Consider the following 23,710-nt stretch of genomic DNA (forward strand, 5'->3'; position numbering starts at 1 on the left):
TCCGCCGTCATCGGGCCCTGCTGAGGAGACCGTCGAGGACACTGTCCTCCACACAACACACCAGGTCAGGAACCTGCAAGATCGGCGGGCTCAAGATAATGGCCGTTGATCTGCTTGCCTCCGTCGAAGCCGCGTGAGCCGGCGGGTACCGTCGCGGCGGCCTTCACCGACTCGTCTCCTGTGGTGGCACAGGCAGGGCAGTTCTCGCGGGCGGTCATACGCTCGGAAGTGACGTCGGCCCCGCGGCTGGGGATGGGTGAAGTGTCGCCGAAGTAGCGGTCGTTGATCTCTTCCAGGAGGTCGTAGACCTCATCGGCGCTGTCCGGGCGCTGGGCAGGGTTCTTGGCCAGGAGGCGGCTGACCAGCCGTTCCAGTTCCACGGGAGCGTCCGGACGCAGGGTGCGCAGCAGGGCGGGCGGCTCTTTGAGGTGCTGGTTGATCAGCTGCCAGGACGTGCCGGTGAAGGGCCGGCAGCCGGTGACCGCCTCGAAGAGCACGCATCCGAGCGAGTACAGGTCGGAGCGGTGGTCGAAGGAGCCGGACAGCGCTTCGGGCGCCATGTAGGCCGGGGTGCCGATCAGGACGCCGGTGGTGGTGATGTCGTGCGTGATGCCGAAGTCCACCACCGTTGCCTCGCCGCTGTCCCGGACCATGATGTTGGACGGCTTGATGTCCCGGTGATTGAGGCCCGCCTCATGCGCGGCGTCCAGAGCGTCGGCGACCTCCTGCAGCCATGGCCGCGCCCTGGCCGCAGGAGGTGTTCGGCACTCCTGCCTGGTACACCTCGGCAGGAAGGCCCCATACACACCTCAAGGAACAAGGTGCGTACGGGGCTGGCCCGTTTGAGAGTTCGCTGCCTACCGCTGGTGCCGTCTGGCCCGCACCGGCGAACGCAGTGCCGCTCTGACCTTCCACCAGACCCGCCGGACGGTAGAGGTGGAGGTCGAGTAGCTGACAGCGTGACCGCGCTCTTCGCCGTTCAGCGGGTTCAGGGAACGCCCCTCACGGGGGTAGCGCTCCTCGGGATCCCGGGCCATGTCTCCTCCTATGGAGCCGTGGTGCCGCAGTTCTTGCGGAGCTCGTTGTCGGCCCGGGTGGTCGGGCTGGAGCCGACGCCGGTGGCGAACCCCTTCATGACAGGGTAGTAGGTGTAGGTGCCGCCCCCGTCGTTGCAGTCGACCGACCAGCCGTAGTCGATGAAGGAATTGGTGGTGGACCTGGTGCCGTGCCAGACGTCGTAGCCGCGCGGGCCGCTCCAGGAACTGCGCCACATCTGAGTCTCGATGTGCTGGGACCCGAACGAGCCGCTGCAGACCTGCGAGGTCTCCCAGGAGAACCAGGCGTTGGCGCCGCCGCCGTGGAAGGACACGTCCGAGATGTAGATGGAGCACTTGGTGACCGCTGCCGCGGCCGTGGCGCTGTCCGGCTTGGCCTCGCCGGCACGATAGGTGAAGGAGTAGGACTCACCGGACTCGGTCTTGCCCCACTCAGTGACCGAGGTGCCTTCAACAGCGGGCCTCGCGTCGTTGTCGATCTCGACATACCGAGTCTTGGACTGGCTCGGAGAACCGTCCTCCGCTGACGCGGACGAAGTGCCGAGACTGAAGGCCGCTGCTACCGCACAAGCGACAGCGGCTATGGACAGATATGATCTTGAAGGTCGCGCAGATTCCCCCTCGTTGCGCGCCCGAAGTCCCGGGCGTACAGGCATCTTTACGCACCAGCGAAGATTCCATAGAGGCATCGTTGGAGTCGATTGGATTTCGCCTCACCCGCCGGGGCGCAAGCCCAGCCCTGCCTCGTCAGCACGTTTCCGGGCATGCCCGGCCGGGCGGTCGGTTGCCGGGCCGGTGTTCCTGGACGGTGATCAATTCCCGGCGGGTTCAGGCGCGGACGGCGTCGCGTTCGCCGTCGGTGCAGCCGTTCTCCAGTACGACGGGGATGTCGCAGACCGTCAGGTGGTCGGCCCCTTCGAGGTGGGGACCCGCCGTGGACACCGGCCGATCAGATGATGATGCGTTGGGGTGGGGGTGCGCTCCAGCAGGCGTTGAGGCGACTGGGGTCGGCAACGCTTTTCGCTTGTGGTCTGTCCCGTGATGCCCTTGCCCGGGTTCCCTGAGTGCTTCACCATCTGTGATCAGACGGATACAGCAGTCGTGGGGATGGCTATGTCGTCGGGTACGGGCGGGGGCTACTGGGCGGACAAGGCGCTGCCCAGCGTGTTCAAGCACGATCTCCTCAAGCGGTATCTGCCGCAGTTCGGCGGCATGACGGGTACGCAGTCCCATGACAAGCGCGTGGTGTACCTCGACGGATACGCGGGCGAGGGCCGTTACGAGAACGGCGATCCGGCGTCTGCGGAGATAGCACTGAGGGTCGCCTCGTACCTGCGCAGCGGGCCAGGGTTGACGTTGGAGTGCTTCTTCTGCGAGCCGCAGGCGAAATCATTCGACCGGCTCCACGAGGTCGTCCAGCACTACCTGGCACGGGGCGTACAGGCGCACGCTCATCGCGGTGAGGTCGACGGCGTTCTCGACCGGGTTGTCGAGCGTGCCGTCCGGGAGTGTGGACGTTCGCGTACTCCGGTGCCTCCGCCTGGACTGCTGCCGAGCGCCAGGCTTACGCGAACGACCTCGGTGACCCGCGCGCACTGATCGCGGTCTCCGCCACCAGTAACCGCAGTAAGAGCGACCAGGACCCCGCTACCTGGCAGCCTCCGGCGGCCGGCTACCGGTGCACGTACGCCACCGACTGGATCGCCATCAAGACCCGCTGGGGCCTGACCGTCGACCCCGCCGAGCAGAACGCGCTCACCGAGGCCCTCGCCGACTGCCCGAACAGCCGACGCTGCTCCTTCTCGTCGAGCTCCTTGCCCAGCGCGAACTCTGCCGCGTCCACCAGGTCGGACTCGGAGACCTCCGCGGTCACGTTGCGCGCGGTCATCTCCGCGACCTCGCAGAAAATGTCCGAGAGGTCGTCCTGGGTGAAGAGCGGACCACCCTGATGGCCCACCAGCTTGTCCAACTCCCGTTGGAGGTAGGTGTCGATCACGAACCGCAGGAAGTCGCCAGACGGGCCCGTCTGCTTCCAGGCGGCGTAGGCGAGGCAGAAGAACGGGGTGGTAAGCAACTGCCGGACTTCCGGGGCTTCCTCGGTGGTTGCGTCGATTGACAGGTGGTCCGCGAGCTCAAGTAGCTGCGCTCGCCGCCACGGCTGCAACTTCATCGTGGTCAGCCGGTGATGCGACTCCTTGGCAGGGTGCTCCGTCAGGCTTTTCCAGAGCCGCGCCTCGGAGTAGCTTGCCCTCGCGGACAAAATGACGGCTCCCCGGTTGCGAAGCTGGTCGAGGATCGGCTGCAGGCCCGAAAGTGGGTCGTCGTAGGACCGGAAGCCCAACATCTCGTCGAACCCGTCGATCACCAGTATCGCCAGTCCGGCCCGACACAGGGCCAGCACCGGTTCCCGGTCCAGGATGCGCGTGCCAGCGACCCGCTCGGTGATCAGCTTGTCGAGGGTCGTCGCGCTGGACTGGCTGGAGGAGATGTAGATCGCTAACAATCTAATTGTTGTCGTTCTGTCAATCCACGTGGCAACCAAGACCAGTCATATGCCCGCCTTGGCAACCGGGGATCTGTGGCCGCGGGAGCCGGAGGCCGCGCCCGAGGCAGTGCAGAGCGCGCACACAGAGTCAGAGCCCTCAAGTCAACGCAACACTGCCACCACCCCGGCTCGCGGAGGCCCCCAGCAGCACGGCCCACGGATCTGGGCGGTGCGACGGCTGCGCCCAGAGGACCGGTCAAGTTCACGGTCCCAGGACGGTGATGGGGTCATCGATCTACGAGAGGTCAAGGGCCTGCAAACGTGCATGCCACAGAAGATCAGGCTCGTACGTCCCGCTGCTGCACTTCCTTGAGCACTCCGGCCACCGTCGCGAAGTCGTTGTCCACGTGGAGGACGGTGTGCCCGTGGTGGACCGCGGTCGCACACACCAACAGGTCGATCGCTCCAGCCGCGCGGTGCTGGCCCTGCTGGGTCAGTTTGTACTGGGCGGTGTCGACCCATCGCCAGGCGCTCTTCGGAACCGGAGAGAGCAAGCAGAGCGCGTCCAGTTCCTCTGCGAGCTCGTCCCGATGGGACGGGCTGGTTGCCGAGTAGAGAAATTCGGCCCGTGTCGGCTCGCAGAGGTGGAACACCCCGGCGGCAATGTGTCCCTCCCAGGGACGCAACGCACCTGGGGTGCGAAACAGGTGCCACAGAGCCGAGGTGTCCACCAGATATGTGATCACTCGAAGGCCTCGCGTCGTGCACGTTTCTCCGCGTCGTGCGCCGCCGCGGCCTGCTCGAACTCGCCACGCGCACCCCGCGCGGCCAGCTTCTCCGCAGCCTCCAGCCGCTTGATCCGCGCCACGTAGTCCCGGAGGGCCGCGTTGACGGTCTCCTTCTTCGTCGTGACACCCATGAGCCGCATGGCCTCGGCCAGCGCCTCGTCGTCGAGATCAATCTGCGTGACGGACATCGGACACCTCCAACCTCCATGATGTATGCACCCAGGATACATCACCAACATTGAACGCGGCCATCGACCACAAACAGCCCCCTGAGGGAAGCGCGCCGAATGTCGGGGTTCCCATGGGCCACTTCCCGCTATCAGCGAGCCAGCGGAGACCTGCCCGACCCTAGCCCGAACTATCCCATAGGGGATATGCCCGACTTGACCGGAATCGGCGTCCAGAATTTGTCCAGCCGATCACGAAATCATGATCGCGACAGGGTCGCCAGGACCCTCATACTCTCGCCCCGGCCAGGAAAGTGCCTGGTCAGAAGGTTTCTCCTCGCGTAGCGAGTGGTGGGGCGGGTGGGACTCGAACCCACGGCCGACGGATTATGAGTCCTTTGAGGATCTTGGCGACCCTTGTCGATCCATGCTCATCCTGGCCGTTTTTCCAGGTCAGACGCGGTTTGGCGCCTCAGTCCTTCTCGGCCCTCGTCAGTCTTTTCCGATCCTTGTGTCCAACCTGCGTCCAGAACGCGTCCCAGACGGGCACGCGCACCCGGTTCACGGACTCTCTCCCCAGCCGAGGAGAGAGTCTCGAAACCGTGCGCAACGGATTTCCTTTCCCACGATCAGCGACTCAAGGACAGGTGGATCGTCCCCGAGTACGCGGGGCCGGCATTTCCTCCGTCGCCTCAACGGCGTCCGCCTGCTCCCTGTGCACCCGAGTCGGCAGAACCGTCACGCAGCGGATTCACTTACCGATGCTCCCAAGGCGCGTGGGCAGCGTGTTCCCAGCCCTGTCGCGACGTGTCCGACAGGCCGTCCGGTGGTCCGGGCTTCGCCTTGATCGCCCAGTGGGCCCCGGCACTCCGATCCGGTTCAGAAGGGGTAGTGCGCTTGCTGCGTGGCGATGGTCACCCAGCGGGTGTTCGAGAACGCTTCGACCCCCCAACGGCCGCCGAATCGCCCGTACCCGGAGGCCTTCGCTCCACCGAACGGGGCTTGCGGTTCGTCGGCCACCGACTGGTCGTTGATGTGCACGATGCCCGTCCGGATCCGGCGCGCCACCGTCAGTCCGTGGGTGGCGTTCTCCGTGATGATGCCGCAGGTCAGGCCGTTGTCGGTGTCGTTGGCGAGGGCCACCGCCGTGTCGTCGTCGGAGAAGGTCTCGATCACGCAGACCGGGCCGAACGCCTCGGTGTGGTACAGGTCCGCGTCCTTCGGGACAGCGGTGAGGACGGTCGCCGGGTGGACGGCGCCGTCCGGTTCGCCGCCGCCGAGCAGGACCTTCGCGCCCTTGGCCACGGCGTCCGCGACCAGGTCGGCCACCCGCCGGGCGGCCTGTGCGCTCACCAGCGGGCCCACGACCGTGTACGGCTCCCCGGGGTCACCGGCCGCCAGCGAACCCGCCTTCGCGGTGAACTTCTGGATGAACTCCTCGGCCAGGGACTCGTGGACGAGGATGCGGTCGCCGGACATGCAGATCTGTCCGGCGTTCATGAACACGCTGAACGTCACGGCGTCCACGGCGTAGTCCACGTCCGCGTCGTCGAGGACGAGCACCGCGTTCTTGCCACCCAACTCCAGCACGGCGGGCTTGAGGTGACGGGCCGCCAGCTCTCCGACGATCCGTCCGACAGCGGTGGAGCCGGTGAAGTTCACCGCCCGTACCCGCTCGTCGGCGATCAGCGTCTCGGCGATCTCGGCCGCGTCCTCACGGGCGTTGGTGATGACGTTGAGCACGCCGTCCGGCAGCCCGGCCTCCCGCAGCACGTCGGCGACCAGCAGCCCACAGGCGATCGGCGCGTCCTCGCTCGCCTTGACGACGACCGTGTTGCCCGCGGCCAGCGGCGCCGCCACGGCGCGCACGCCCAGGATGACCGGCGCGTTCCAGGGCGCGAACGCCGCGACCACGCCCAGCGGTTCGCGTATCGCCAGGCCCAGCGCGCCCTGCTCCTGCGCGCTGAGCACCTCACCGCGCGGGGCGGTGATCGCGGCTGCCGCCTCGCGCAGGATGTTCGCCGCCAGCATCACGTTGAAGAACGCCCATGGACGGGTGCCGCCCGCCTCCTGCGCCATCAGGTCGGCGACCTGCGCGCCGCGCCCGTCCAGCACGTCGGCGGCCTTGAGGAAGATCGCCCGACGGGCGAAGGGGGCCAGCGCGGCCCATGCCTCGAAGGCCGCGTCGGCCGCGTCCACGGCACGGACGACGTCCTCGGGACCGGCGGCGGCGACGGTGGCGTACACCTCCCCGGTGAAGGGGTTGATGTCGTCGGTGGTCCGGCCGGAGGCGGCGGGCACGTCTTTGCCGGCGATGTACAGGTCTCGGGTGATGGCCATGAGGTCGTTCTCCTTGCTACGTAGCGTCGTTGATACGTGGTGATACGTGATCAGCTGGGTCAGGACGGTTGAGCCACGGCCTGGTCGGTCAGTTCGGTGGCACCCGCCTCGACACGGTCGGCGGCCCGGACCATGCCGGCCGTTTCCTCGGCCGACAGGTCCCAGGCCGCGATGCGGCGTACGCCCTCGGGCCCGAGTTCGACGGGCACGGTGAGGCTGGTGCCGTGCACGCCGTACTCGCCGTCCAGCACGACGGAGGCGGGGACGAGGGTCCCGGAGCCGGTGGCGATCGCCTCGATGAGACGGGCGGTGCCCAGGCCGGTGGTCCAGGTGGAGGTGCGGCCCGAGTCGAGGGCCACGTGCTTGGAGTACCAGGTGTCCACGTACTCCTCGGCGACCGTGCGCTGCTCGTCGGTGAGTACGACGGGTTCCCCGCCGATCCTGACCCGGCTGTACAGCGGGACCTGGCCCTCGCCGTGCTCGCCGAGCATCCAGGCGTCGACGTCCTTCGGCGGCACGCCGAGCGCGAACGCGATGCCGGTGCGCAGCCGGAGGCTGTCGTTGAGGGTGTAGCCGATCAGCCGCTCGCGCGGCAGCCAGCCCTGCCGGTGCACCCAGGTCAGCAGCGGGTCGACGGGGTTGGTGAGCATGAGCACCAGCCCGCCGAAGTCCGCTCCCGCCTCCCGCAGGGGACGCAGGCACTCGTTCACGATCCGCGCGTTGTCGGCGAGGAAGACGGAACGGGAGGAGTTCAGCCGCAGCGGAACGGCGGCGCTCAGCACGACCACGTCCGCGTCGAGCGCGTCCTCGGGGGTGCCGCCCCGCACGGTGTCGGCGGTGGCGCCGAGGCCGATGGCGTTCTCCAGGTCCATGGTGTGGCTGGTGATCATGTTCGGCCGGGTGTCGACGAGCACGATCTCGTACGTCCCCTGCGCGGAGAGCAGGTTGAACGCTGCGGAGGAGCCGATGCCGCCGGCGCCTCCGATGATGACGACCTTCACGTGTGTGCCTTCCGTTCAACGGGTCAGGAGGAGTAGTGGGCGTCGGCCTCGACGGCGACCTCGAGCACGAGCGGCTCACGCCGGTCCGCCAGGGTCGGCAGGACCTTGTCCAGGACGGACAGCAACGCGGTGTGGTCCTCGACCCGTTCGGCCGGGCAGCCCAGGCCCTTGGCCAGGGTCGACACGCTCAGCTCGGTGAAGGCGGGCCAGGCCGGGGCGGCGGAGCCCTCGCGCTCGGAGAGGCGGTCCATGATCGCGTAGCGGCCGTTGGCGAGGACGACGAACAGGACGCCGATGCCGTAGTGGGCGGCGCTCCACAGGGCCTGGATCGAGTAGAGGGAGGAGCCGTCGCCGAGGACGGCCACGACGGGCCGGTCCGGGGCGCCGTGCCGGACGCCGATCGCGGCCGGCATGGCGAAGCCCAGTCCGCCCATGGCCGCGCTGAGGAAGCCCAGCGGCGCCCGGGCGGGCAGCAGCCGGTGCAGGTCCGGGCGGCTGGAGGGGGTCTCCTCTAGCACCACGGCCGTCGGGTCGAGCCGCTCGGCGAGGGCGGCCAGGACATGAGCGGCACGCAGGGGCTCACCGGGGAGAGGCGGCTGGGGTGCGGTCGGCCGGTTCGGCGCCGAGGAACGCGGGATGGCGGGCACCAGCGGGGCCAACCGGCGTACCGTGTCGGCCGGTTCGGCGAGCAGCACCAGCTCCGCCGGGCTGCGGTGGGCCTCCTCCGGGTCGTTGGTGATGACGGCGACCCGGGTGCCCGGCTCGGTGAACTCGCCGGGGGCGTAGGTGTATTGGCGGAACGCGGCGGCTCCGACGGTGAGGACCGTGTCGTACGGCGCGAGCGCCTCGCGCAGTGCGGGGCGCACCGCGGGCAGGTGGCCGGCGAAGAGACGGTGGTCCTGGGGGAAGCCGGCGCGGGCGCCGAACGGCTCCTGGTAGACCGGGCAGTCCAGGCGCTCGGCCAGAGTGACGAGCGCCTGCCAGCCGTCCGCCGTGTCGTTGCCCGCGCCCGCCACCAGACAGGGCGAGTCGGCGGCCGTCAGCAGCGCGGCGAGGGCGGCCACGGCGTCGTCGGAGGCCGTACGACCGCCTCGTACCGCGAGCGGTCCGCGCGGCGCGGCCTGGGCGACGTCCTCCTCGGCCTCGGCGAACCAGTCGTCCATCGGGACGACGACGACCGCCGGACCCCGGCCTTCCTGGGCCTCGTGCCAGGCGCGGGCCACGGCGCCGGGAACGTCCTGCGCACGGGCCGGCGTGTGCTGCCACACGGGGTACTCCCCCGCCAGTCCGTCCAACCGCCCGGCCAGGAACGGCTCGTGGGGCAGATGCCGGCGGTCCTGCTGGCCCACGATGACCACCAGGGGCGCGCGGTTGGCGCGGGCGGTGGCCAGGGCGCTGACCGCGTTGCCGTATCCGGCGGTGGTGTGCAGCAGTACGAGCGCGGGGCGACCGGTGGCCAGGGCCCTGCCGGAGGCCATCCCTACGACCGAGCCCTCGTGCAGGCCGAGCACGAAGGAGATGTCGGCGGGCAGGTCGGCGAGGAAGCCGACCTCGGTGGAGCCCGGGTTACTGAAGAGGGTGGTGAGGTCGTACTGGCGCAGGACGTCGAAGGTCTGTTCCTTGACGGTCCTGGGGTGGGCGGCCTTGGTCATCGCGGGTCCCCTTTCTGGCAGGACTGGACGCTAAGCCGCCCAACCCTGGGGGACCACGGGCACGTTCACTATGCGAAACGTGCCGTACGTGAGTCGGTCGCCGGGTCGGCGGACGAGTCAGTCGACCCCAGGCAGGATCGCTCCGGTGGACAGCTCTCCGCGCAGCCGACCGGTGATCAGGCGGGCGGTGTCGAGGACGGCCTCGATCTGTGGCGGGCCGGGCTGTTCGACGGTGAAGGCGATCGACACGGCGGCGACGGCGTGGCCGGGCGCCGACACGACCGGCGCCGAGATCGTCCCGAGGCCACGCACGACCTCGTTGCGTGTGGTGGCGTAGCCGCCGGCCCGGGCCCGGCTGATCTCCGGTCGCTCACCGAGCAGTTGCGGCTCGGCGGACAGCATGGCGATGCCCGGGGAGCCCAGGGTCAGCGGATGCCGGTCGCCGGGGCTGTAGACGGTGCGCGAGCGGGTGCTCTCGACCTCGACGGAGACCAGCGTCACCGCTTCTTCGCCGTCCCGGACGACGAAGAAGGAGGTCAGGCCCACGCGCGCGGCCAGCTTGGCGATCTCCGGTTTGGCGATGCGCTGGAGCATGGGCAGGGTGCGCCGGCCCAGTGACTGGGCGCGGGTGCCGATGACGTACCCGTGGGTGGTGTGCGCGACCAGGTGGTGGTCCTGGAGGGTGCGCAGCAGCCGGTAGACGATCGAGCGGTGCAGCCCCATCTGCTGGCTCAGTTCGGCCAGCGTCAGCGGTACGTCCGACAGCGCGATCACTTCCAGGAGCCTGAGCCCCCGGTCCAGGGTCTGGACGGGGGGTCGGCCCGGCGGCGGGGAGTCTTCGGCAGGCCGGGTCATGGCTCGGGGATCTCGTCGTCCAGCGACGGGAACAGCGCCGGGAACGTGGTCTCGGCGGGGCTGCCCTCCCGGACCACGGGCCGGCGGGCTTCGCGACGGTGAACGAGATAGGTGGCGTCGGCGCGCGCGTAGTGCCCGGCCGGGTCGTAGGCGTTCTTCGCGAGGTCGATCTCGTCGAGGTCGATGTCGGCGTACACCAGTGCCTCCTCACCTTCGTCGACGTCCTTGGTGAGGCTACGCCCGTCGGGGCCGAAGATCCGGGAGCAGCCGCCGCCGGCCGTGAGCAGGCGGCGCTGCTCGGGGGTGGACGCGAAGACGTCGATGCCGGCCGGGGAGATGACCTGGGTGGCCATCAGGACGAAGGCGCTGCCCTCGATGGCGTACACCTGGCTCGCGGCGGTGTTGGCCTCGGCGCTGAGCTGGAAGGCGAGGTCGCGGTAGAGACCGAAACACGGCCAACTGGCGATGTGCACCTGCTCGTTCTGCGCGTACAGGGCGTACTTGCTGAGCGGCTGGACGTGCTCTGCGCAGTTCAGGGCGCCGAGCCGGCCGAGCGCGCTGTCGACGACCTTGAGGTCGCTGCCGTCGCCCTCGCCGAACAGGCTGCGCTCGACATGGGTCGGCTTGAGCTTGCGGCGGTGCAGGAGCACGCTGCCGTCGGCGGCGATCACGGTCTGGGTGATGTAGAGGCTGCCGTGGTCCTTCTCGCTGTAGCCGAGCGCGACGGTGATGCCGTGCTGTCGGGCGGCGCGGCGGATCGTGGTCATCCCGTCGCCGTCGGGGGCGAGCGAGGCGGCGTGGTAGCGGCCGACGTAGGGGACCTGGTCGGCGACCGCGCCCAGCCACAGGAAGTGCGGGTAGCCGGGAATCCATACTTCGGGGAAGGCGATGAGCGAGGCCCCGCCCCGGGCCGCTTCCGCGATCAGGTCGACGGTCTTGGCGACCCCGGCCTCCGCGTCGAGCCAGGCGGGCTCGGCCTGGACGGCCGCGGCCTTGAAGCGGCGAGTGGTCTCTGTCATGTCCGATCGTCTCCTTCTCTTCATGCTCCCGCTTCCAGGAGCTTTTCGACCAGTAGGCCGAGGCCCAGGAGCCGTCGGTCGGTGTTCCAGGGCGCGTCGAGCGCCACACCCACCGGGAGTCCCGGGCCCGCCGACCGGACGGGCACGGTGAGGCCGGGAAGAGCGGCGACGCTGCCGGGTCCCGTGTTGCGGATGTACGTGGGGAAGGTCGGACGCGCGTCGCCGTCCAGCCGTACCCGCTCGGTGTCGGTGTCGATCAGTCCGGCGGGCAGGGGGGTGGTGGGAAAGAGCACGGCGTGTGCTCCGGTTTCGCGGAAGATCCGCCGGTAGCCGTCCACGAGGACACGGTCGCGGACCTCAAGGGCAGCCCGGTACGCCGACTCGGTGACCGCCTGCGGGAACACGACCCGCTCCATCGTCGTGCGTACGTCGGGGTGGGTGATCCGGGCCAGGAGTTCTGCCGGTTCCGTGCCGCCCGTCGCCACGCTCAGGTACCCGGGGAGCTGCCTGGCGGCCTCGTAGAGGGTGATGGGGAATCCGGCCAGTTCCTCGGCCGTCTCGACCTCCGGCAGCCGCACCGGCGCGAGCCGGACCCCGGCGGTCCTCAGGACGTCCAGGCAGTGCTCCCACACCTCGGCGGTACGCGGGTGCAGCGGCTCGGTGAAGTGGTGTGCGGGGACGGCGAGCACGACCTCGCGCGGGTCGGGTGCCTCGGCCGGGCCCCGGTCGGCGGCGAGGACGGTGTCCAGAAGGACGATGTCGGCGACGGTCGCGGCCATGGGGCCGATGGTGTCGCGCGTCCGCGACAGCGGCGTCACGCCCCCCGTGGGGTAACGGCCCGTGGTCGGTCGAAGACCGGCGATGCCGGTGAGCGCGGCCGGAACGCGGACCGAGCCGCCGGTGTCGGTGCCAAGACCTGCCGGGGCCAGACCGGCGGCGACGGCCGTGGCGGTGCCGCCGCTGCTTCCGCCCGCGAAGCGGTCGGGGTCGGCCGGATTACGGGCGGGGCCGTACGGGCCACCCGTGGTGGTGGCTCCCAGGGCCAGCTCGTGCATGTTGGTCTTGCCGAGCACGATCGCGCCTGCCGCACGCAGCCGGGTGATCGCCTGCGCGTCACGGTCAGGGACGAATCCGGCGAGCGCCTCGCACCCCGCGGTGTTGGGGAGTCCGGCGACGTGGATGTTGTCCTTGACGGCGATCGGCAGCCCGTGCAGCGGGCCCCGACCGGGGCGGCGGTCCGCTGCCGCGGCCTCGGCGAGAGCGCGGTCGGCGTCGAGGGTGACGAAGGCCCCCAGGTCGCCGGCCCGCTCCGCGCGCGCGAGGAGTTCCTCGGTGAGCGAGACGCTGGTGAGCGTCCCCGTGGCAAGCCTGGAGAGGGCAGTCTGCATGGGCGGACAATAAGGTCCTGTCCGCCGCTCATGAACATGGCTGTTTCGCAATGCGAGACTCCAGATGCGTTGGTCGGCGCCGTCCGGGACTGAGCCGGACCGGCACACGAGCGTCCACCGCGCCGAGAACGACCTCGGTGCGGTGGGAGACCGGGATCGCCCGGTCGGTCGTCGTCAAGCACCTCTCGCGAGGTGGCGGCGTGCCCGAACCGGCGTGGGGCTGCGGTACGCCGGTCTCACGGTCCGCAAGGCCGGGAGGCCGGGAGGCCGGGAGGCCGGGAGGCCGGGAGGCCGGGAGGCCGGGAGGCCGGGAGGCCGGGAGGCCGGGAGGCCGGGAGGCCGGGAGGGAGGCCGGGAGGCCGGGAGGCCGGGAGGCCGGGAGGCCGGGAGGCCGGGAGGCCGGGAGGCCGGGAGGCCCCGAAGCCGTCAGAGCGCGTCGCATGCCGCCTCGACGCGCAGATCCGGGTACGAGCGCCCGGCGCGCAGGCGGTAGCGGCCCTGGACCGTGTGCCAGGCGTCCAGCTCCGCGTCCCAGATCTGCGCGGCCCTGCGAGGCACCGGTATCTCCACCACGGTCGTCCTTCCGGGGGCGGCCTGGGCGGTGGCGAAACCGGCGAGCCGGCGTCGAGGGCACTCGGCCGCGTCGGCGGTGGCCGTGTCCGCCGGTTCCAGATACACCTGGACGACCTCACGGCCCGGGCGCCCACCGGTGTTGCGTACCCTCACGCGCAGTGTGCCCAGCTCGTGGGCGCCGGGTGGCGCGGGCGTGAACGCGGCCTCCTCGTACGCCCAGTCCGTGTATCCCAGGCCGTGGCCGAACCAGTAGGCGGGCGGGGTGTCCTGGCGGGCCCAGGCCCGGTAGCCGATGAAGACGTCCTCGTCGTAGGTGAGGAGGCCGTCGACGGGCTCGGTGTCCAGGACCGGGTAGTCGGTCATGGCCGCGGGCCAGGTGGTGGGGAGCCTTCCGCCGGGTTCCTCGGCGCCGAGCAGGACGTCGGCGAGGGCGTGCCCGGCCTCCTGCCCCGGGAACCAGCCGAGCAGGACGGCGGCGACCTCGTCGCGCCACGGCATCTCCACCGGGGAGCCGGTGTTGACGACCACGACGGTGCGCGGGTTGGCCTCGGCCACCCGGCGGACGAGTTCGTCCTGGTGGCCCGGCAGCTTCAGGCTCGCGCGGTCGAAGCCCTCGCTCTCCGTCTCCTCCGTGGTGGCCACCACGATCACCGCGACGTCACTGGCCGCGGCGACCGCAACGGCCTCCTCGATGAGTTCCTCGTCCGTGGCGGTCGGCGGGCGGTGCCCCAGGCCGAAGGCGAGAGCCGCGATGTTGTCGTCCATGCCCTTGGTGAACGGGACGAAGCGAAAGGCGACCTCGACGGTCTCGGCCGCCGTCAGCTCGACGGTGAAGCGCCGCTCGGACGGGTTGGTGAAGGCGAGGAAGGGGTCGTCGGAGTCGGGGACGCAGACGTCCTCGGCCAGCCGGTGACCGGCGACGTCGAGGGTGTAGCTGCCGAACCCCGTGACGCCGAAGGTGTGGGTTCCGCTCCGGTCGGGGGTGAAGCTGCCGGTGATGTCCACGGAGTGGAGCTGCCGTGCGGTCACCCCGGTGGGCAGGCTGCCCACCGTCATCACCTGGCCGTCGGGCTGGGGCAGTTCAGCGAGGACGTTGCCGTCCTCGTCCCGGTAGCGGGAGCGCAGGGTGAAGTACTCGGCGGCCGGGGCGAGGCGGGTACGCGGGTCGGCGCCCTGTGCGTGGACCAGTTCGACGGCCGGCGGAAGAGCGCGGCGCAGTCCGGCCAGCGGGCTGACGACGTGCTCGGGGAAGACGGTGGCGCTGCCGCCGCCCATGACGCGGGCGTGGCGGGCCGTGTCGCCGATGAGGGCGACCCTGCGCAGCGCGTCCCGGTTGAGGGGAAGTACCGCACCGCCGTCGGGAGCGGGGTGGTTCTTGAGCAGGACGAACGAGCGGCGGGCGATCTCGCGCGCCAGAGCCCTGCCGTCGATCTCCTCGGCCCCTGACGTGCCGGCGGGCGGGGCGCCGTCGAGGGCGCCGACACGTGCGGCCAGCCGCAGGACGCGACGTACCGCCGCGTCGAGTGTCCGCTCGGCGACGCGGCCGTCGCGCACGGCGTCGGCGAGAGCGGCGCCGTAGACGGTCTTCGGGCCCGGCATCGCGATGTCCAGGCCGCCCTCGGCGGCGCGTACCGTGTCGCGGGCGGCCATCCAGTCCGAGACGATCACGCCGTCGAAGCCCCACTCCCCGCGCAGGACCTCGTTCTGGAGGCGGTGGTTCTCGGTCATGGTGGCGCCGTTGACACCGTTGTAGGCGGACATGACACCCCAGGGCCCGGCGTGGGTGACGATGTGTTCGAAGGGGGCGAGGTACAGCTCGCGCAGCGCCCGTTCGCCCACTCGCGCGTCGAGGGTGAACCGCTCGGTCTCGCTTTCGTTGGCGACGAAGTGCTTGACGGTCGTACCGACACCGCCGTCCTGCACGCCGCGCACGTATGCGGCGCCGATGACCCCGGTGAGCAGGGGATCCTCCGAGAAGCACTCGAAGTGACGGCCGCCCAGCGGAGTGCGGTGCAGGTTGACCGTGGGCGCGAGCAGTACGTCGACGCCCTTGCGGCGGGCCTCGTGCGCGAGCAACCGGCCGGCTCGGTGCGCGAGTTCGGGGTCCCAGGTGGCGGCGAGGGCGGTCGGACTGGGCAACGCGACCGAGGGGTCGTCCGGGGACCACCGGGTTCCCCGCACTCCGATGGGTCCGTCGGACATGACCACGGACCGCAGGCCGACAGCGGGCACGGCGGGCAACGACCACATGTCCTGGCCCGCGATCAGCCGGGCCTTGGTGTCGAGGTCCATACGGGCCAGAGCGCCCTCGACCACCCATGCGCGCAGTTCGTCATCGTCCGCCGCGGTCGCCGCGGTCGCCGCGGTCGCCGCGGTCGCCGGGATCGTGTCCCGGCGGCTGTGATCCGCCCGCGGGGTCGGCCCGTTCACGGTGTGGCTCGTCACCGGGGTGCCTTCGGTCATGGCCGGTGCTCCTTCGTTCGGGTCGGCGGTGGCAGGGCGTCCAGGTGCGCCCCGCCCCCGTTCGGGCCCGTGGCCGGTGCGGTTGGCGCGCCCACCACGGGCAGGAGAAGGTGTCGACACACGGACGGCCCCCACCGGCCCGCGTGTCGACCGGGGTGTCCGGGGACGCTCAGCGCGCTCCTCGTACCGGCCGGACGGCCAGGGCGCCGAGCACCGCGAAGCCCGCGGCGGCCAGGAACAGGGCGGTGTAGTTCTGCCCTGCCCCGATGGCCAGGAAGACCGGCGCGATCGCCGGGGCGACGGACTGCGGAAGCGCGTTGGCGATGTTGAACACGCCCAGGTCCCTGGCCACGTTGGTCTTGTCCGGCAGGACGTCGAGCACGAGCGCGAGGTCGACCGACATGTGGACGCCGATACCGAGACCCACGACGGCCACCCCGGCCAGCAGCAGGGTCATGCTGTGCGCGACGGCGACGGTGGGCAGACCGATCGCGGCGATGACACCCGCGAGCCCGACGAAGAGCTTGCGCCGGCCGAGCTTGTCCGACAGCCAACCGCCACCACCGGAACCGGCCAGAATGCCGACGACCATCACCGACAGGACGACCCCGACCTGACCACCGACGTTGTCCGGCGTGTAGCCGAACCGGTCGATCAGCAGGAACGCCTGGTACGTCATGAGGGTCGCCCAGCCGAGTACGAGGAGGAAGCGGCTCAGCCAGGCCCAGGCGTAGCTCGGCTGCGCGACCGGGTTGACCCAGAAACTGGCGAGGAACTCCTTGACCCCGTACGGCGTGGACGGCTTCTCGGTGCGCACTCTGTCCCGCAGCACCACCAGCAGCGGCACGACGGCCAGCAGGCCGAACAGGGCCGGTACGCCGAACATCAGCGGCATGTTCCCGGCGACGAGGTCCACCACGTAGGCGGCGACACCGAGCGCCAGGAACTGACAGAGTCCGAGCAGGCCGGAGAACTTGCCGCGCTGGTCCTCGGGCACCTGGTCCGGGACCACTGCCACGATGCCGGCCAGCGCGGTGTTGTAGGACAGCTGGACCAGCGAGCACCCCACGATGAGTATGCCCATGTTGGGCGCGTAGACGATGACCGCGGTGCCCAGGGTGCCGCCCACCATGCCGCCGAGGATGAACGGCCGGCGCATGCCGAAGCGCGACATGCACCGGTCCGACAGCCTCCCGGCCCACGGGTTGCCGATGAGGGCGAACAACGCGCCCACACCACTGACGACACCGATCACCGAGGTGGCGTCGTCGGGGTACAGACGCAACACCTTGAGCTGCAGGGTCACCACGGCCGGTGCGAGGACCGCCAGCCAGATACCGAAGTAGGCGAGTGCGTAGAGCGAGACGAATCCGGCGCCGACGCGAGCGGTGACGGCCGGGGTGGCCGTACCGGCGGAGGCGGGAGGAGCGGCGGTGGTGCTTTCGGACATGGGGATCTCCCAGAGCGCGGAAGAGAGCGGAAGAAAGCGGAAGAAAGCGAGCGAGAGGGTCACAAGAGAGCGGAAGGGAGCTGGGACTCGTTCCCCCGGGGCCCGGGCGGACGGCTTCGCCGCGCCGGTGGGACCGCACTCTACAATTGCTACCTATCGGTCGGTAGGTTTTCGTATGATTTTTTCCGCCGCACTAGAGTGAGCCGGGTGGCGGACGAAAACAGCGCGAGGACCGGCGGCAGGGCGAGGACCGGCGGCAGGGCGAGTACGTACGCACGGGGCGACGCGGCCAAGCGGCGGATCCTCGACATCGCGACGGAGGAGTTCGCCGCCCGAGGCTACTGGGGCGCGTCCCTCCAGGACATCGCCGGCCGGACGGGCATGTCCAAGCCCGGCCTGCTCCACCACTTCCCCAGCAAGCAGGCACTGCTCGCGGCCGTACTGGCCGAGCGGGACCTGCGCGACCGGTACGGCATGGGGGTGGACGACATCTTCACCCTGCGCGGCCTGCAGGTGCTCGACATGCTGGACCGGCTCGTGGTACGCAACGCCGAGCGTTCCGGGCTCGTACAGCTCTCCCATGTCCTGGCCGCCGAATCGGCGGGCGGCGACCACCCCGCGGCCGAGCACGGCAGACGGCACTTCACGGAGGCGCGGACGCTGGTGCGTACGGCCCTGGAGGCGGGTATCACCGATGGTGAGCTGCGCGGGGACCTCGACTGCGGCCTGCTGGCCACGCAGATCGTCGCTGTCATGGAGGGCATGGAGAACCAGTGGCTGGCCGATCCCGGCCAGGTCGACCTGGTGGGCGTGTTCCACGCGTACACCAGGGACCTGCGCGAACGGATCCGCGCGACGCCCTGACCAGCGCGGGCACCGACCCCAGGCGTCCCGCCCGTCCGGTTATGGACGTGCAGGAAATCCTCTACGTCCCCCTGCGTACAGCCGATGTTTCATTAGGGTCACCGACGGCCCACCCGTCTCGCATATCGAATCCGTGCCCTGTCCAGGCACGGACGGCGGGCCTACGTTCGCGGCCACTTCCTCCACTCGCCGCAGCCCGCGACCTGCGGCTCAAGGCCCTCCGGAGCCCGCCATGGAACACCCCCCGATCAAGCCCTCCCGCCGCACCGTCCTCAGAGGCCTCGGAGTCTCCGCTGTGGCGGCCTCCCCGATCCTTTCCGCCTGTTCCTCCGGCCTCAAGGGCTCGGGCAGTCCGACCGGCGACACCATCAAGATCGGTTACGTCAGCCCGCGCACCGGCGCCTACGCGGCCTTCGCCGAGTCCGACGCCTACATTCTCGAGCAGGTGCGTGCCTTCTTCGCCAAGGGGATCACGCACGACGGCAAGAAGTACGACGTCAAGATCCTGGACCGCGACACGGGCTCGGACCCGCAGCAGGCGGCCACCATCGCGGACGAGCTGATCTCCCAGCAGCAGGTCGACCTCGTCCTCGTCACCGCGACGCCGGACACGATCCACCCGGTGGCGGCCAAGTGCGAGAGCGAGGGCGTGCCCTGCGTCTCGACCATCGAGCCCTGGCAGGCCTGGTTCTTCGGGCGCGGCGGCACGCCGAAGAAGACCTTCAAGTACACGTTCCACTTCTTCGACGGCATCGAGCACCTGGCCAGGGTCGAGAGCGACATGTGGCGGCAGCACGACACCAACAAGAAGGTCGGTGTGCTGTGGCCGAACGACTCCGACGGCAACGCCTTCCGGGACAAGACCGCCGGTTACCGCTCGCAGCCCTCGACCAAGGGCTTCACGTTCGTCGACCCGGGTTCCTACGAGCCCGGCACCAAGGACTTCTCGTCGATCATCGCGAACTTCAAGAAGGAGGGCGTCGAGATCCTCGCCGGCGTGCCCTCGCCGCCCGACTTCTCGACGTTCTGGACGCAGGCCGCACAGCAGAACTTCAAGCCCAAGGTCGCCACCATCTCCAAGGCCATCCTCTTCGAGTCGACGGTGGCCTCCCTGCCGAACAACCTCGGCAACGGGCTGTGCACGGCGAGCTGGTGGGTGCCGCAGTTCCCGTTCACCTCCACGATCACCGGTCAGACCGCCACCGCACTCGCCGACGGCTACGAGAAGTCCCCGCTGGCGAAGGGCCGGACGTGGAACCAGGGCCTCGGCCCCAACCACGCGCTGTTCGAGGTGGCCAACCACGTCCTGCGCAACACGAACCCCAAGGACCGCGAGGCCGTCGCCGCCCAGATCGCGAAGACCAGCCTCGACACCGTCCTCGGCCACCTCTCCTGGACCGGCGGCGGTCCGGCCAACCCGGTCAAGAACGTCGCCACCATCCCCATGGTCGGCACCCAGTGGATCAAGGGGAGCGGTGACGCGTTCGAACTGAAGGTCGTCAGCAACAGCTTGATGCCGATGGTCAAGCCCGACGCGAAGGCGGCGGAACTGTGACCGCTCCACTCCTCGAAGTGGACCATCTCGCCGTGCACTTCGGCGAGTTGCGGGTCCTGGAGGACGTCGAGCTGACCGTCCCCCGCGGGCAGGCGGTCGGCATCGTCGGCCCGAACGGCGCGGGCAAGTCCACCCTGCTCAGCGCGATCTCGGGCGTCGAGCGCGCGACCGCCGGCTGCGTGCGGCTAGCGGGCCGCGATGTCACCCGCACCTCCGCGGCGCAGCGATGCCGGCTCGGCGTCGGCCGCTCCTTCCAGATACCGCGCCCCTTCGGCGACCTGACCGTGTTCGAGAACGCACTGGTCGGCGCCGAGCGGGGGGCCCGGCTGCGGGGCGGCCCCGCCCGCGAGCAGGCCCTGCGCGCGCTGGAGACCGCCGGCCTGCTCCACCTCGCCAACAAGCCCGCCGGCTCCCTGCCCCTGCTCGGCCGCAAACGGCTGGAGCTGGCACGGGCGCTGGCCACCGGTCCCGACCTGCTGCTCCTCGACGAGATCGCGGGCGGCCTCACCGAGGCCGAGGCGGAGGAACTCGTCGCCACCGTGCTGTCCCTGAAGGAGTCCGGCGTGACGATCCTGTGGATCGAGCATGTCGTCAAGGCCCTGGTCCAGGTCGTCGACCGGCTGGTCTGCCTCGCCTACGGGCAGATCCGCGTCGACGGCGACCCGCACGAGGTACTGGCCAGCGACGAGGTCGCGAAGGTCTACCTGGGAGGTACGGCGGCATGAGCACGCTTCTGCGAGTCGACTCCGTCGACGCCGGATACGGCGACTTCCAGGCCTTGTTCGGCATCGACCTCGACGTGGCCGAGGGTGAACTGCTCGCCCTCGTCGGCGCCAACGGAGCGGGAAAATCCACCCTGTTGAAAACCATCGCGGGAGCCCTGAAGCCCTTCCGCGGCACGATCAGCCTGGCCGGTGAGGACGTCACCGCCGAGCCGGACATCCGCCGGGCCCGCAAGGGCGTCTGCCTGGTCCCTGAGGGCCGTCGGCTCTTCCCGTCGCTCACTGTCGAGGAGAACCTCCAGGTGGGCGCCGCCACCGGGCGCAAGGGCCCCTGGAATTTGGCCAAGGTGTACGAGGCGATACCGCTCGTCGCGGACCGCCGTACCCGCAAGGCGGCCCGGCTCTCCGGCGGTGAGCAGCAGGCCGTCGCCATCGGCCGCGCGCTGATGGGCAATCCGCGGCTGCTGCTCCTCGACGAGGTCTCCCTGGGCCTCGCCCCGCTCGTCGTGGACCAGCTCTACACGGCGCTGCCCGGTATCCGTGCCGAGGGCGCGACCGTGATCCTGGTCGAACAGGACCTGAACCGCACGTTCGCCGTGGCGGACCGCATCGCGTGTGTCCTGGAGGGCCGGATCGTGCTGACCGGCACGGCGGCCGGGCTCACCCGCGACCAGGTGACCGCCGCGTACTTCGGCACTGGTGCCTTCCCGGAGGTGAAGACCCCATGACCTGGCTCAACGTAATCCTGCAGGGTGTCCTGCTCGGCGGCATCTTCGCCATGGCCGCCGCGGGCCTGTCCCTCGTCTTCGGCGTGATGAGGATTGCCAACCTCGCCCACGGGGACCTGATGATCCTCGGCGGTTACGTGGCCTCGGTGACCGCGGCGCACTACGGCGTCCCCGTCCCCGTCACCATCGTCGTGTCGATGGTCGCGGTGGGCGGGCTCGGCTACCTGGTCCAACGCTCCATGCTGGACCGGGCGATGGGCATCAGCGAACTCGCCCCGATGCTGGTCACGTTCGGCATCTCGGTCATCATCCCGAACGTACTGGTCCAGTTGTTCAGCAGCGACGCACAGCCCCTGCCCATCGGTTCGCTCGGCACCGCGAGCATGGACCTGGGCGGCGGCCTGGCCGTCGGCTGGTTCCCCCTGATCACGGTAGCGGCGGCGGTGGCGGTCCTCGTCTCCCTCCACCTCTTCCTCTTCCGCACGCAGCCCGGCCGTATCGTCCGGGCCACGTCCGACGACCGCGCGGTGGTCCGCCTGATGGGCGTCGACAACCGCCGCGTGTACGCCCTGACCTCGGTCATCGCGTTCGCCACGGTGGCCCTGGCCGGTGTCCTCTACACGATGCGGCAGGGCGGAGTCACCCCCTTCGAGGGTCAGCTCACCGTCCTGTTCGCCTTCGAGACGGTCATCATCGGCGGTCTCGGCTCACTGTGGGGCACGCTCGCGGGTGGCGTGGTGCTCGGTGTGGCCCAGTCCGTCGGCGCCCAGATCTCCCCGGACCTTCCCCTGCTCGCGGGGCACGTGGTCTTCCTCCTGGTCCTGGTGTTCCGCCCGCAGGGCCTGTTCGGCAGGAGTGTCCTCGCATGACCGTCCAGACAGCCCCCGCCCCCGAGGCGACCGCACTGCCGGCCGTACACCGGGGTGGCCGAGCGACCGCCCTGGGCCTGGCAGGAACAGCCGTCGTCCTCCTGACGATGGCGGCCCTCCCCTACGTCGTCGAATCGGGCGTCACGGCCCAACTGGTCAAGCTCTGCTACCTGGTGGCCCTGGCCTCGATGTGGAACCTGCTCGCGGGGTACGCGGGCATGATGTCCATGGGCCAGCAGGCGTTCATCGGCCTGGGCGCCTACCTCCTGTTCATCGTCAACGACCACGGCGTGAACGTCTACGCGGGCACGCTCGTCGTCTCCGCCGTGGTGGCGCTGCTCGCCTGGCCGGTGTCGTACCTCGCCTTCCGGCTGCGCGGCGGCTACTTCGCCGTCGGCACCTGGGTGATCGCCGAGGTCGTCCGCCTGATCGTGGTCCGCTTCCACTCCCTGGGCGCGGCGAGCGGACGCACCCTCTCGGACGTCACCGCCGATCCGGTGCTGCGACGCGCCTTCACCTACTGGCTGGCGCTCGCCGTCATGGCAGCGACCGTGCTCGGCACCTACGCCGTCCTGCGCAGCCGCCTCGGCCTGAGTCTCCAGGCCATCCGCGACGACGACACCGCCGCCGGTTCCCTCGGCGTGAACGTCACGCGAGGCAAGCGGATCATCTACATCACGGCGGCTGCCGGATGCGCCGCCGCCGGTGCGGTGATCTGCGTCAACAGCCTGGGGGTGGCGTCGCCGACGCAGATCTTCGGGGTGCAGTACTCGGCCCTGATGGTCTTCATGGTGATCATCGGCGGCATCGGCACGATCGAGGGCCCCGTCGTCGGCGCGATCGCATACTTCCTCCTCGACAAGTACTTCGCGCAGAGCGGTGTCTGGTACCTGATCGTGGTGGGCGCGGCGGCCATCGTGGTCTCGCTGTACCTGCCGCGGGGGCTGTGGGGGACGCTGGCGCACCGCACGGGATTCGCCGTTTTCCCGGTGCGCCATACGGTCCGGTTGTAGACCCGGCATCAGGAAGAGGCGGCCCGGCCGGGCTCCTCTCCCTGATGTGCGCGCCATCACCTCAAGCGATCCAGTAACCGATCACGATGTGGTTGTCCCACACCGTCATGCCATCTCCCTCCGTAACAGGATTATGGATCTTGGCTCCGGAGGAAGGAGAGGTCCTGCGTGGAGGGCGGGGAGCAAACGCCACAACGCAGCCCTCCTCTGCCTTACCTGCCGCCGCGTCGACGTCCTGCACGCCATGCTCAGACACTGGGCAATCACCCCCCAAGGTCCTCACCTCCGAGGCCGATCAGGCGTCGGACTACCTCAGCACCATGGGAGGCGGCGACGCCCGCGTGACCCGCATGACCGGGCACCCGCCAGGGCGACGGCAAAGCGGCCGCTCCTGCCACGCCTGTCGGTCCTCTCTGGGCCGTTTCCGGTACGGGCCGCTTTCGCGTCCCAACTCGGACCGCACCCCCATTCGGGCAGCCCCCGTACCCACCCGCCGACCTGGCAGAGCCGCCGACCCGAAGGTTCCCGGGCAGAACCTCCGGATACTCGTGTCCAGCCAGCGTCCAGAAACCGGCGCCCAGGCCTCGTACACGCCACCCAGGGAAACCTGCCCCATCGCCGAGCCACGACATCTGTGCAGGTCAGAGCAATGTGAACCAACACCGACCGCAACGGGGCCGAACTCACGCGCAGCGGATTCGGTCCGTTCAGGCGAAGTTGACG

The 23,710-nt window shown here is 70.0% G+C and carries 21 protein-coding genes and 1 pseudogene; 8 read left to right on the plus strand and 14 right to left on the minus strand.

Annotated features, from left to right (window positions below; translation table 11 throughout):
• Positions 1-65 precede the first annotated feature (65 nt).
• From ADL01_RS35730 to ADL01_RS35735, 3 genes are read right to left on the minus strand one after another with little or no spacing between them, the layout of a single operon-like run.
• Positions 66-806: a serine/threonine-protein kinase gene (locus tag ADL01_RS35730; protein ID WP_234354910.1), complete on the minus strand. Its 741-nt coding sequence runs from the start codon at positions 804-806 to the stop codon at positions 66-68.
• 51 nt (positions 807-857) lie between these two features.
• Positions 858-1,037: a hypothetical protein gene (locus ADL01_RS45015; protein WP_159049721.1), complete on the minus strand. Its 180-nt coding sequence runs from the start codon at positions 1,035-1,037 to the stop codon at positions 858-860.
• An 8-nt stretch (positions 1,038-1,045) separates the two neighbouring features.
• A complete protein-coding gene (locus tag ADL01_RS35735; protein ID WP_053746225.1) occupies positions 1,046-1,711 on the minus strand; it encodes a hypothetical protein in 666 nt (221 codons plus the stop codon).
• A gap of 457 nt (positions 1,712-2,168) precedes the next feature.
• Here ADL01_RS35735 and tcmP point away from each other — a divergent pair, with 457 nt between their 5' ends.
• Positions 2,169-2,654, plus strand: coding sequence for a three-Cys-motif partner protein TcmP (tcmP, locus tag ADL01_RS35740; protein WP_053746226.1), 486 nt, complete (start codon positions 2,169-2,171; stop codon positions 2,652-2,654).
• Positions 2,582-2,839 (plus strand): annotated as a pseudogene (locus ADL01_RS46930) (HNH endonuclease family protein); the annotation flags it as partial. The gene tcmP and the pseudogene ADL01_RS46930, both read left to right, overlap by 73 nt.
• Here the strand turns inward: ADL01_RS46930 and ADL01_RS46935 are convergent.
• The 11 genes from ADL01_RS46935 to ADL01_RS35795 all read right to left on the minus strand — a co-directional run bounded on the left by ADL01_RS46935 (position 2,728) and on the right by ADL01_RS35795 (position 17,236).
• Entirely contained in the window at positions 2,728-3,558 is an 831-nt protein-coding gene (locus ADL01_RS46935; protein ID WP_053746227.1) for a hypothetical protein, read from the minus strand. The pseudogene ADL01_RS46930 and the gene ADL01_RS46935 sit on opposite strands and share 112 nt — an antisense overlap.
• Before the next feature lie 320 nt (positions 3,559-3,878).
• Positions 3,879-4,286: a PIN domain nuclease gene (locus ADL01_RS35750; RefSeq protein WP_053746228.1), complete on the minus strand. Its 408-nt coding sequence runs from the start codon at positions 4,284-4,286 to the stop codon at positions 3,879-3,881.
• On the minus strand, positions 4,283-4,516 hold the full coding sequence (locus ADL01_RS35755; protein WP_053672219.1) for a type II toxin-antitoxin system VapB family antitoxin: 234 nt from the start codon (positions 4,514-4,516) through the stop codon (positions 4,283-4,285). Before ADL01_RS35755 ends, ADL01_RS35750 begins: the two co-directional genes overlap by 4 nt.
• 858 nt (positions 4,517-5,374) lie before the next feature.
• Positions 5,375-6,835, minus strand: a complete 1,461-nt coding sequence (locus tag ADL01_RS35760; RefSeq protein WP_053746229.1) for an aldehyde dehydrogenase family protein — start codon at positions 6,833-6,835, stop codon at positions 5,375-5,377.
• A gap of 59 nt (positions 6,836-6,894) precedes the next feature.
• Complete coding sequence (locus tag ADL01_RS35765) at positions 6,895-7,836, minus strand: malate dehydrogenase (RefSeq protein WP_053746230.1); 942 nt, start codon at positions 7,834-7,836, stop codon at positions 6,895-6,897.
• Positions 7,837-7,859: 23 nt separating this feature from the next.
• Positions 7,860-9,488, minus strand: coding sequence for a thiamine pyrophosphate-dependent enzyme (locus ADL01_RS35770; RefSeq protein ID WP_053746231.1), 1,629 nt, complete (start codon positions 9,486-9,488; stop codon positions 7,860-7,862).
• 117 nt (positions 9,489-9,605) lie between these two features.
• A complete protein-coding gene (locus ADL01_RS35775) occupies positions 9,606-10,343 on the minus strand; it encodes an IclR family transcriptional regulator (RefSeq protein WP_053746232.1) in 738 nt (245 codons plus the stop codon).
• Positions 10,340-11,362, minus strand: coding sequence for a carbon-nitrogen hydrolase family protein (locus ADL01_RS35780; RefSeq protein WP_053746233.1), 1,023 nt, complete (start codon positions 11,360-11,362; stop codon positions 10,340-10,342). Before ADL01_RS35780 ends, ADL01_RS35775 begins: the two co-directional genes overlap by 4 nt.
• Before the next feature lie 20 nt (positions 11,363-11,382).
• On the minus strand, positions 11,383-12,750 hold the full coding sequence (locus ADL01_RS35785; protein WP_063783628.1) for an amidase family protein: 1,368 nt from the start codon (positions 12,748-12,750) through the stop codon (positions 11,383-11,385).
• Between the two features lie 426 nt (positions 12,751-13,176).
• Complete coding sequence (locus ADL01_RS35790; protein ID WP_078960965.1) at positions 13,177-15,786, minus strand: glycoside hydrolase family 3 C-terminal domain-containing protein; 2,610 nt, start codon at positions 15,784-15,786, stop codon at positions 13,177-13,179.
• A gap of 169 nt (positions 15,787-15,955) precedes the next feature.
• The gene (locus ADL01_RS35795) at positions 15,956-17,236 is read right to left on the minus strand and encodes an MFS transporter (protein WP_063783629.1); all 1,281 of its coding nucleotides are present in this window, start codon (positions 17,234-17,236) and stop codon (positions 15,956-15,958) included.
• 207 nt (positions 17,237-17,443) lie between these two features.
• Here ADL01_RS35795 and ADL01_RS45020 point away from each other — a divergent pair, with 207 nt between their 5' ends.
• From ADL01_RS45020 to ADL01_RS35825, 6 genes are all read left to right on the plus strand, one after another.
• Positions 17,444-18,100 carry a TetR/AcrR family transcriptional regulator gene (locus ADL01_RS45020; protein WP_053746235.1) on the plus strand — a complete coding sequence of 219 codons (657 nt, stop codon included), beginning with the start codon at positions 17,444-17,446 and terminating at the stop codon, positions 18,098-18,100.
• A 232-nt stretch (positions 18,101-18,332) separates the two neighbouring features.
• Complete coding sequence (locus ADL01_RS35805) at positions 18,333-19,655, plus strand: ABC transporter substrate-binding protein (RefSeq protein ID WP_053746236.1); 1,323 nt, start codon at positions 18,333-18,335, stop codon at positions 19,653-19,655.
• Positions 19,652-20,380: an ABC transporter ATP-binding protein gene (locus ADL01_RS35810; protein ID WP_053746237.1), complete on the plus strand. Its 729-nt coding sequence runs from the start codon at positions 19,652-19,654 to the stop codon at positions 20,378-20,380. The genes ADL01_RS35805 and ADL01_RS35810 overlap by 4 nt, the downstream gene beginning before the upstream one ends.
• On the plus strand, positions 20,377-21,105 hold the full coding sequence (locus ADL01_RS35815; RefSeq protein WP_053746238.1) for an ABC transporter ATP-binding protein: 729 nt from the start codon (positions 20,377-20,379) through the stop codon (positions 21,103-21,105). The genes ADL01_RS35810 and ADL01_RS35815 overlap by 4 nt, the downstream gene beginning before the upstream one ends.
• Complete coding sequence (locus ADL01_RS35820; protein WP_053746239.1) at positions 21,102-21,974, plus strand: branched-chain amino acid ABC transporter permease; 873 nt, start codon at positions 21,102-21,104, stop codon at positions 21,972-21,974. Before ADL01_RS35815 ends, ADL01_RS35820 begins: the two co-directional genes overlap by 4 nt.
• Complete coding sequence (locus tag ADL01_RS35825; RefSeq protein ID WP_053746240.1) at positions 21,971-22,987, plus strand: branched-chain amino acid ABC transporter permease; 1,017 nt, start codon at positions 21,971-21,973, stop codon at positions 22,985-22,987. Before ADL01_RS35820 ends, ADL01_RS35825 begins: the two co-directional genes overlap by 4 nt.
• The last annotated feature ends 723 nt before the right edge of the window (positions 22,988-23,710 follow it).

It is taken from the genome of Streptomyces sp. NRRL WC-3618 (assembly GCF_001280005.1).
Taxonomy (GTDB): domain Bacteria; phylum Actinomycetota; class Actinomycetes; order Streptomycetales; family Streptomycetaceae; genus Streptomyces.

Bases quoted from the DNA above. Each gene is read 5' to 3' on its own strand.
- ADL01_RS35760 (WP_053746229.1), bottom strand. From the start codon at position 6,835: ATGGCCATCACCCGAGACCTGTACATCGCCGGCAAAGACGTGCCCGCC.
- ADL01_RS35770 (WP_053746231.1), bottom strand. From the start codon at position 9,488: ATGACCAAGGCCGCCCACCCCAGGACCGTCAAGGAACAGACCTTCGAC.
- ADL01_RS35755 (WP_053672219.1), bottom strand. From the start codon at position 4,516: ATGTCCGTCACGCAGATTGATCTCGACGACGAGGCGCTGGCCGAGGCC.
- ADL01_RS35815 (WP_053746238.1), top strand. From the start codon at position 20,377: ATGAGCACGCTTCTGCGAGTCGACTCCGTCGACGCCGGATACGGCGAC.
- ADL01_RS35820 (WP_053746239.1), top strand. From the start codon at position 21,102: ATGACCTGGCTCAACGTAATCCTGCAGGGTGTCCTGCTCGGCGGCATC.
- ADL01_RS35790 (WP_078960965.1), bottom strand. From the start codon at position 15,786: ATGACCGAAGGCACCCCGGTGACGAGCCACACCGTGAACGGGCCGACC.
- tcmP (WP_053746226.1), top strand. From the start codon at position 2,169: ATGTCGTCGGGTACGGGCGGGGGCTACTGGGCGGACAAGGCGCTGCCC.
- ADL01_RS45015 (WP_159049721.1), bottom strand. From the start codon at position 1,037: ATGGCCCGGGATCCCGAGGAGCGCTACCCCCGTGAGGGGCGTTCCCTG.
- ADL01_RS35785 (WP_063783628.1), bottom strand. From the start codon at position 12,750: ATGCAGACTGCCCTCTCCAGGCTTGCCACGGGGACGCTCACCAGCGTC.
- ADL01_RS35825 (WP_053746240.1), top strand. From the start codon at position 21,971: ATGACCGTCCAGACAGCCCCCGCCCCCGAGGCGACCGCACTGCCGGCC.
- ADL01_RS35795 (WP_063783629.1), bottom strand. From the start codon at position 17,236: ATGTCCGAAAGCACCACCGCCGCTCCTCCCGCCTCCGCCGGTACGGCC.
- ADL01_RS35805 (WP_053746236.1), top strand. From the start codon at position 18,333: ATGGAACACCCCCCGATCAAGCCCTCCCGCCGCACCGTCCTCAGAGGC.
- ADL01_RS35735 (WP_053746225.1), bottom strand. From the start codon at position 1,711: ATGCCTGTACGCCCGGGACTTCGGGCGCGCAACGAGGGGGAATCTGCG.
- ADL01_RS35780 (WP_053746233.1), bottom strand. From the start codon at position 11,362: ATGACAGAGACCACTCGCCGCTTCAAGGCCGCGGCCGTCCAGGCCGAG.
- ADL01_RS35775 (WP_053746232.1), bottom strand. From the start codon at position 10,343: ATGACCCGGCCTGCCGAAGACTCCCCGCCGCCGGGCCGACCCCCCGTC.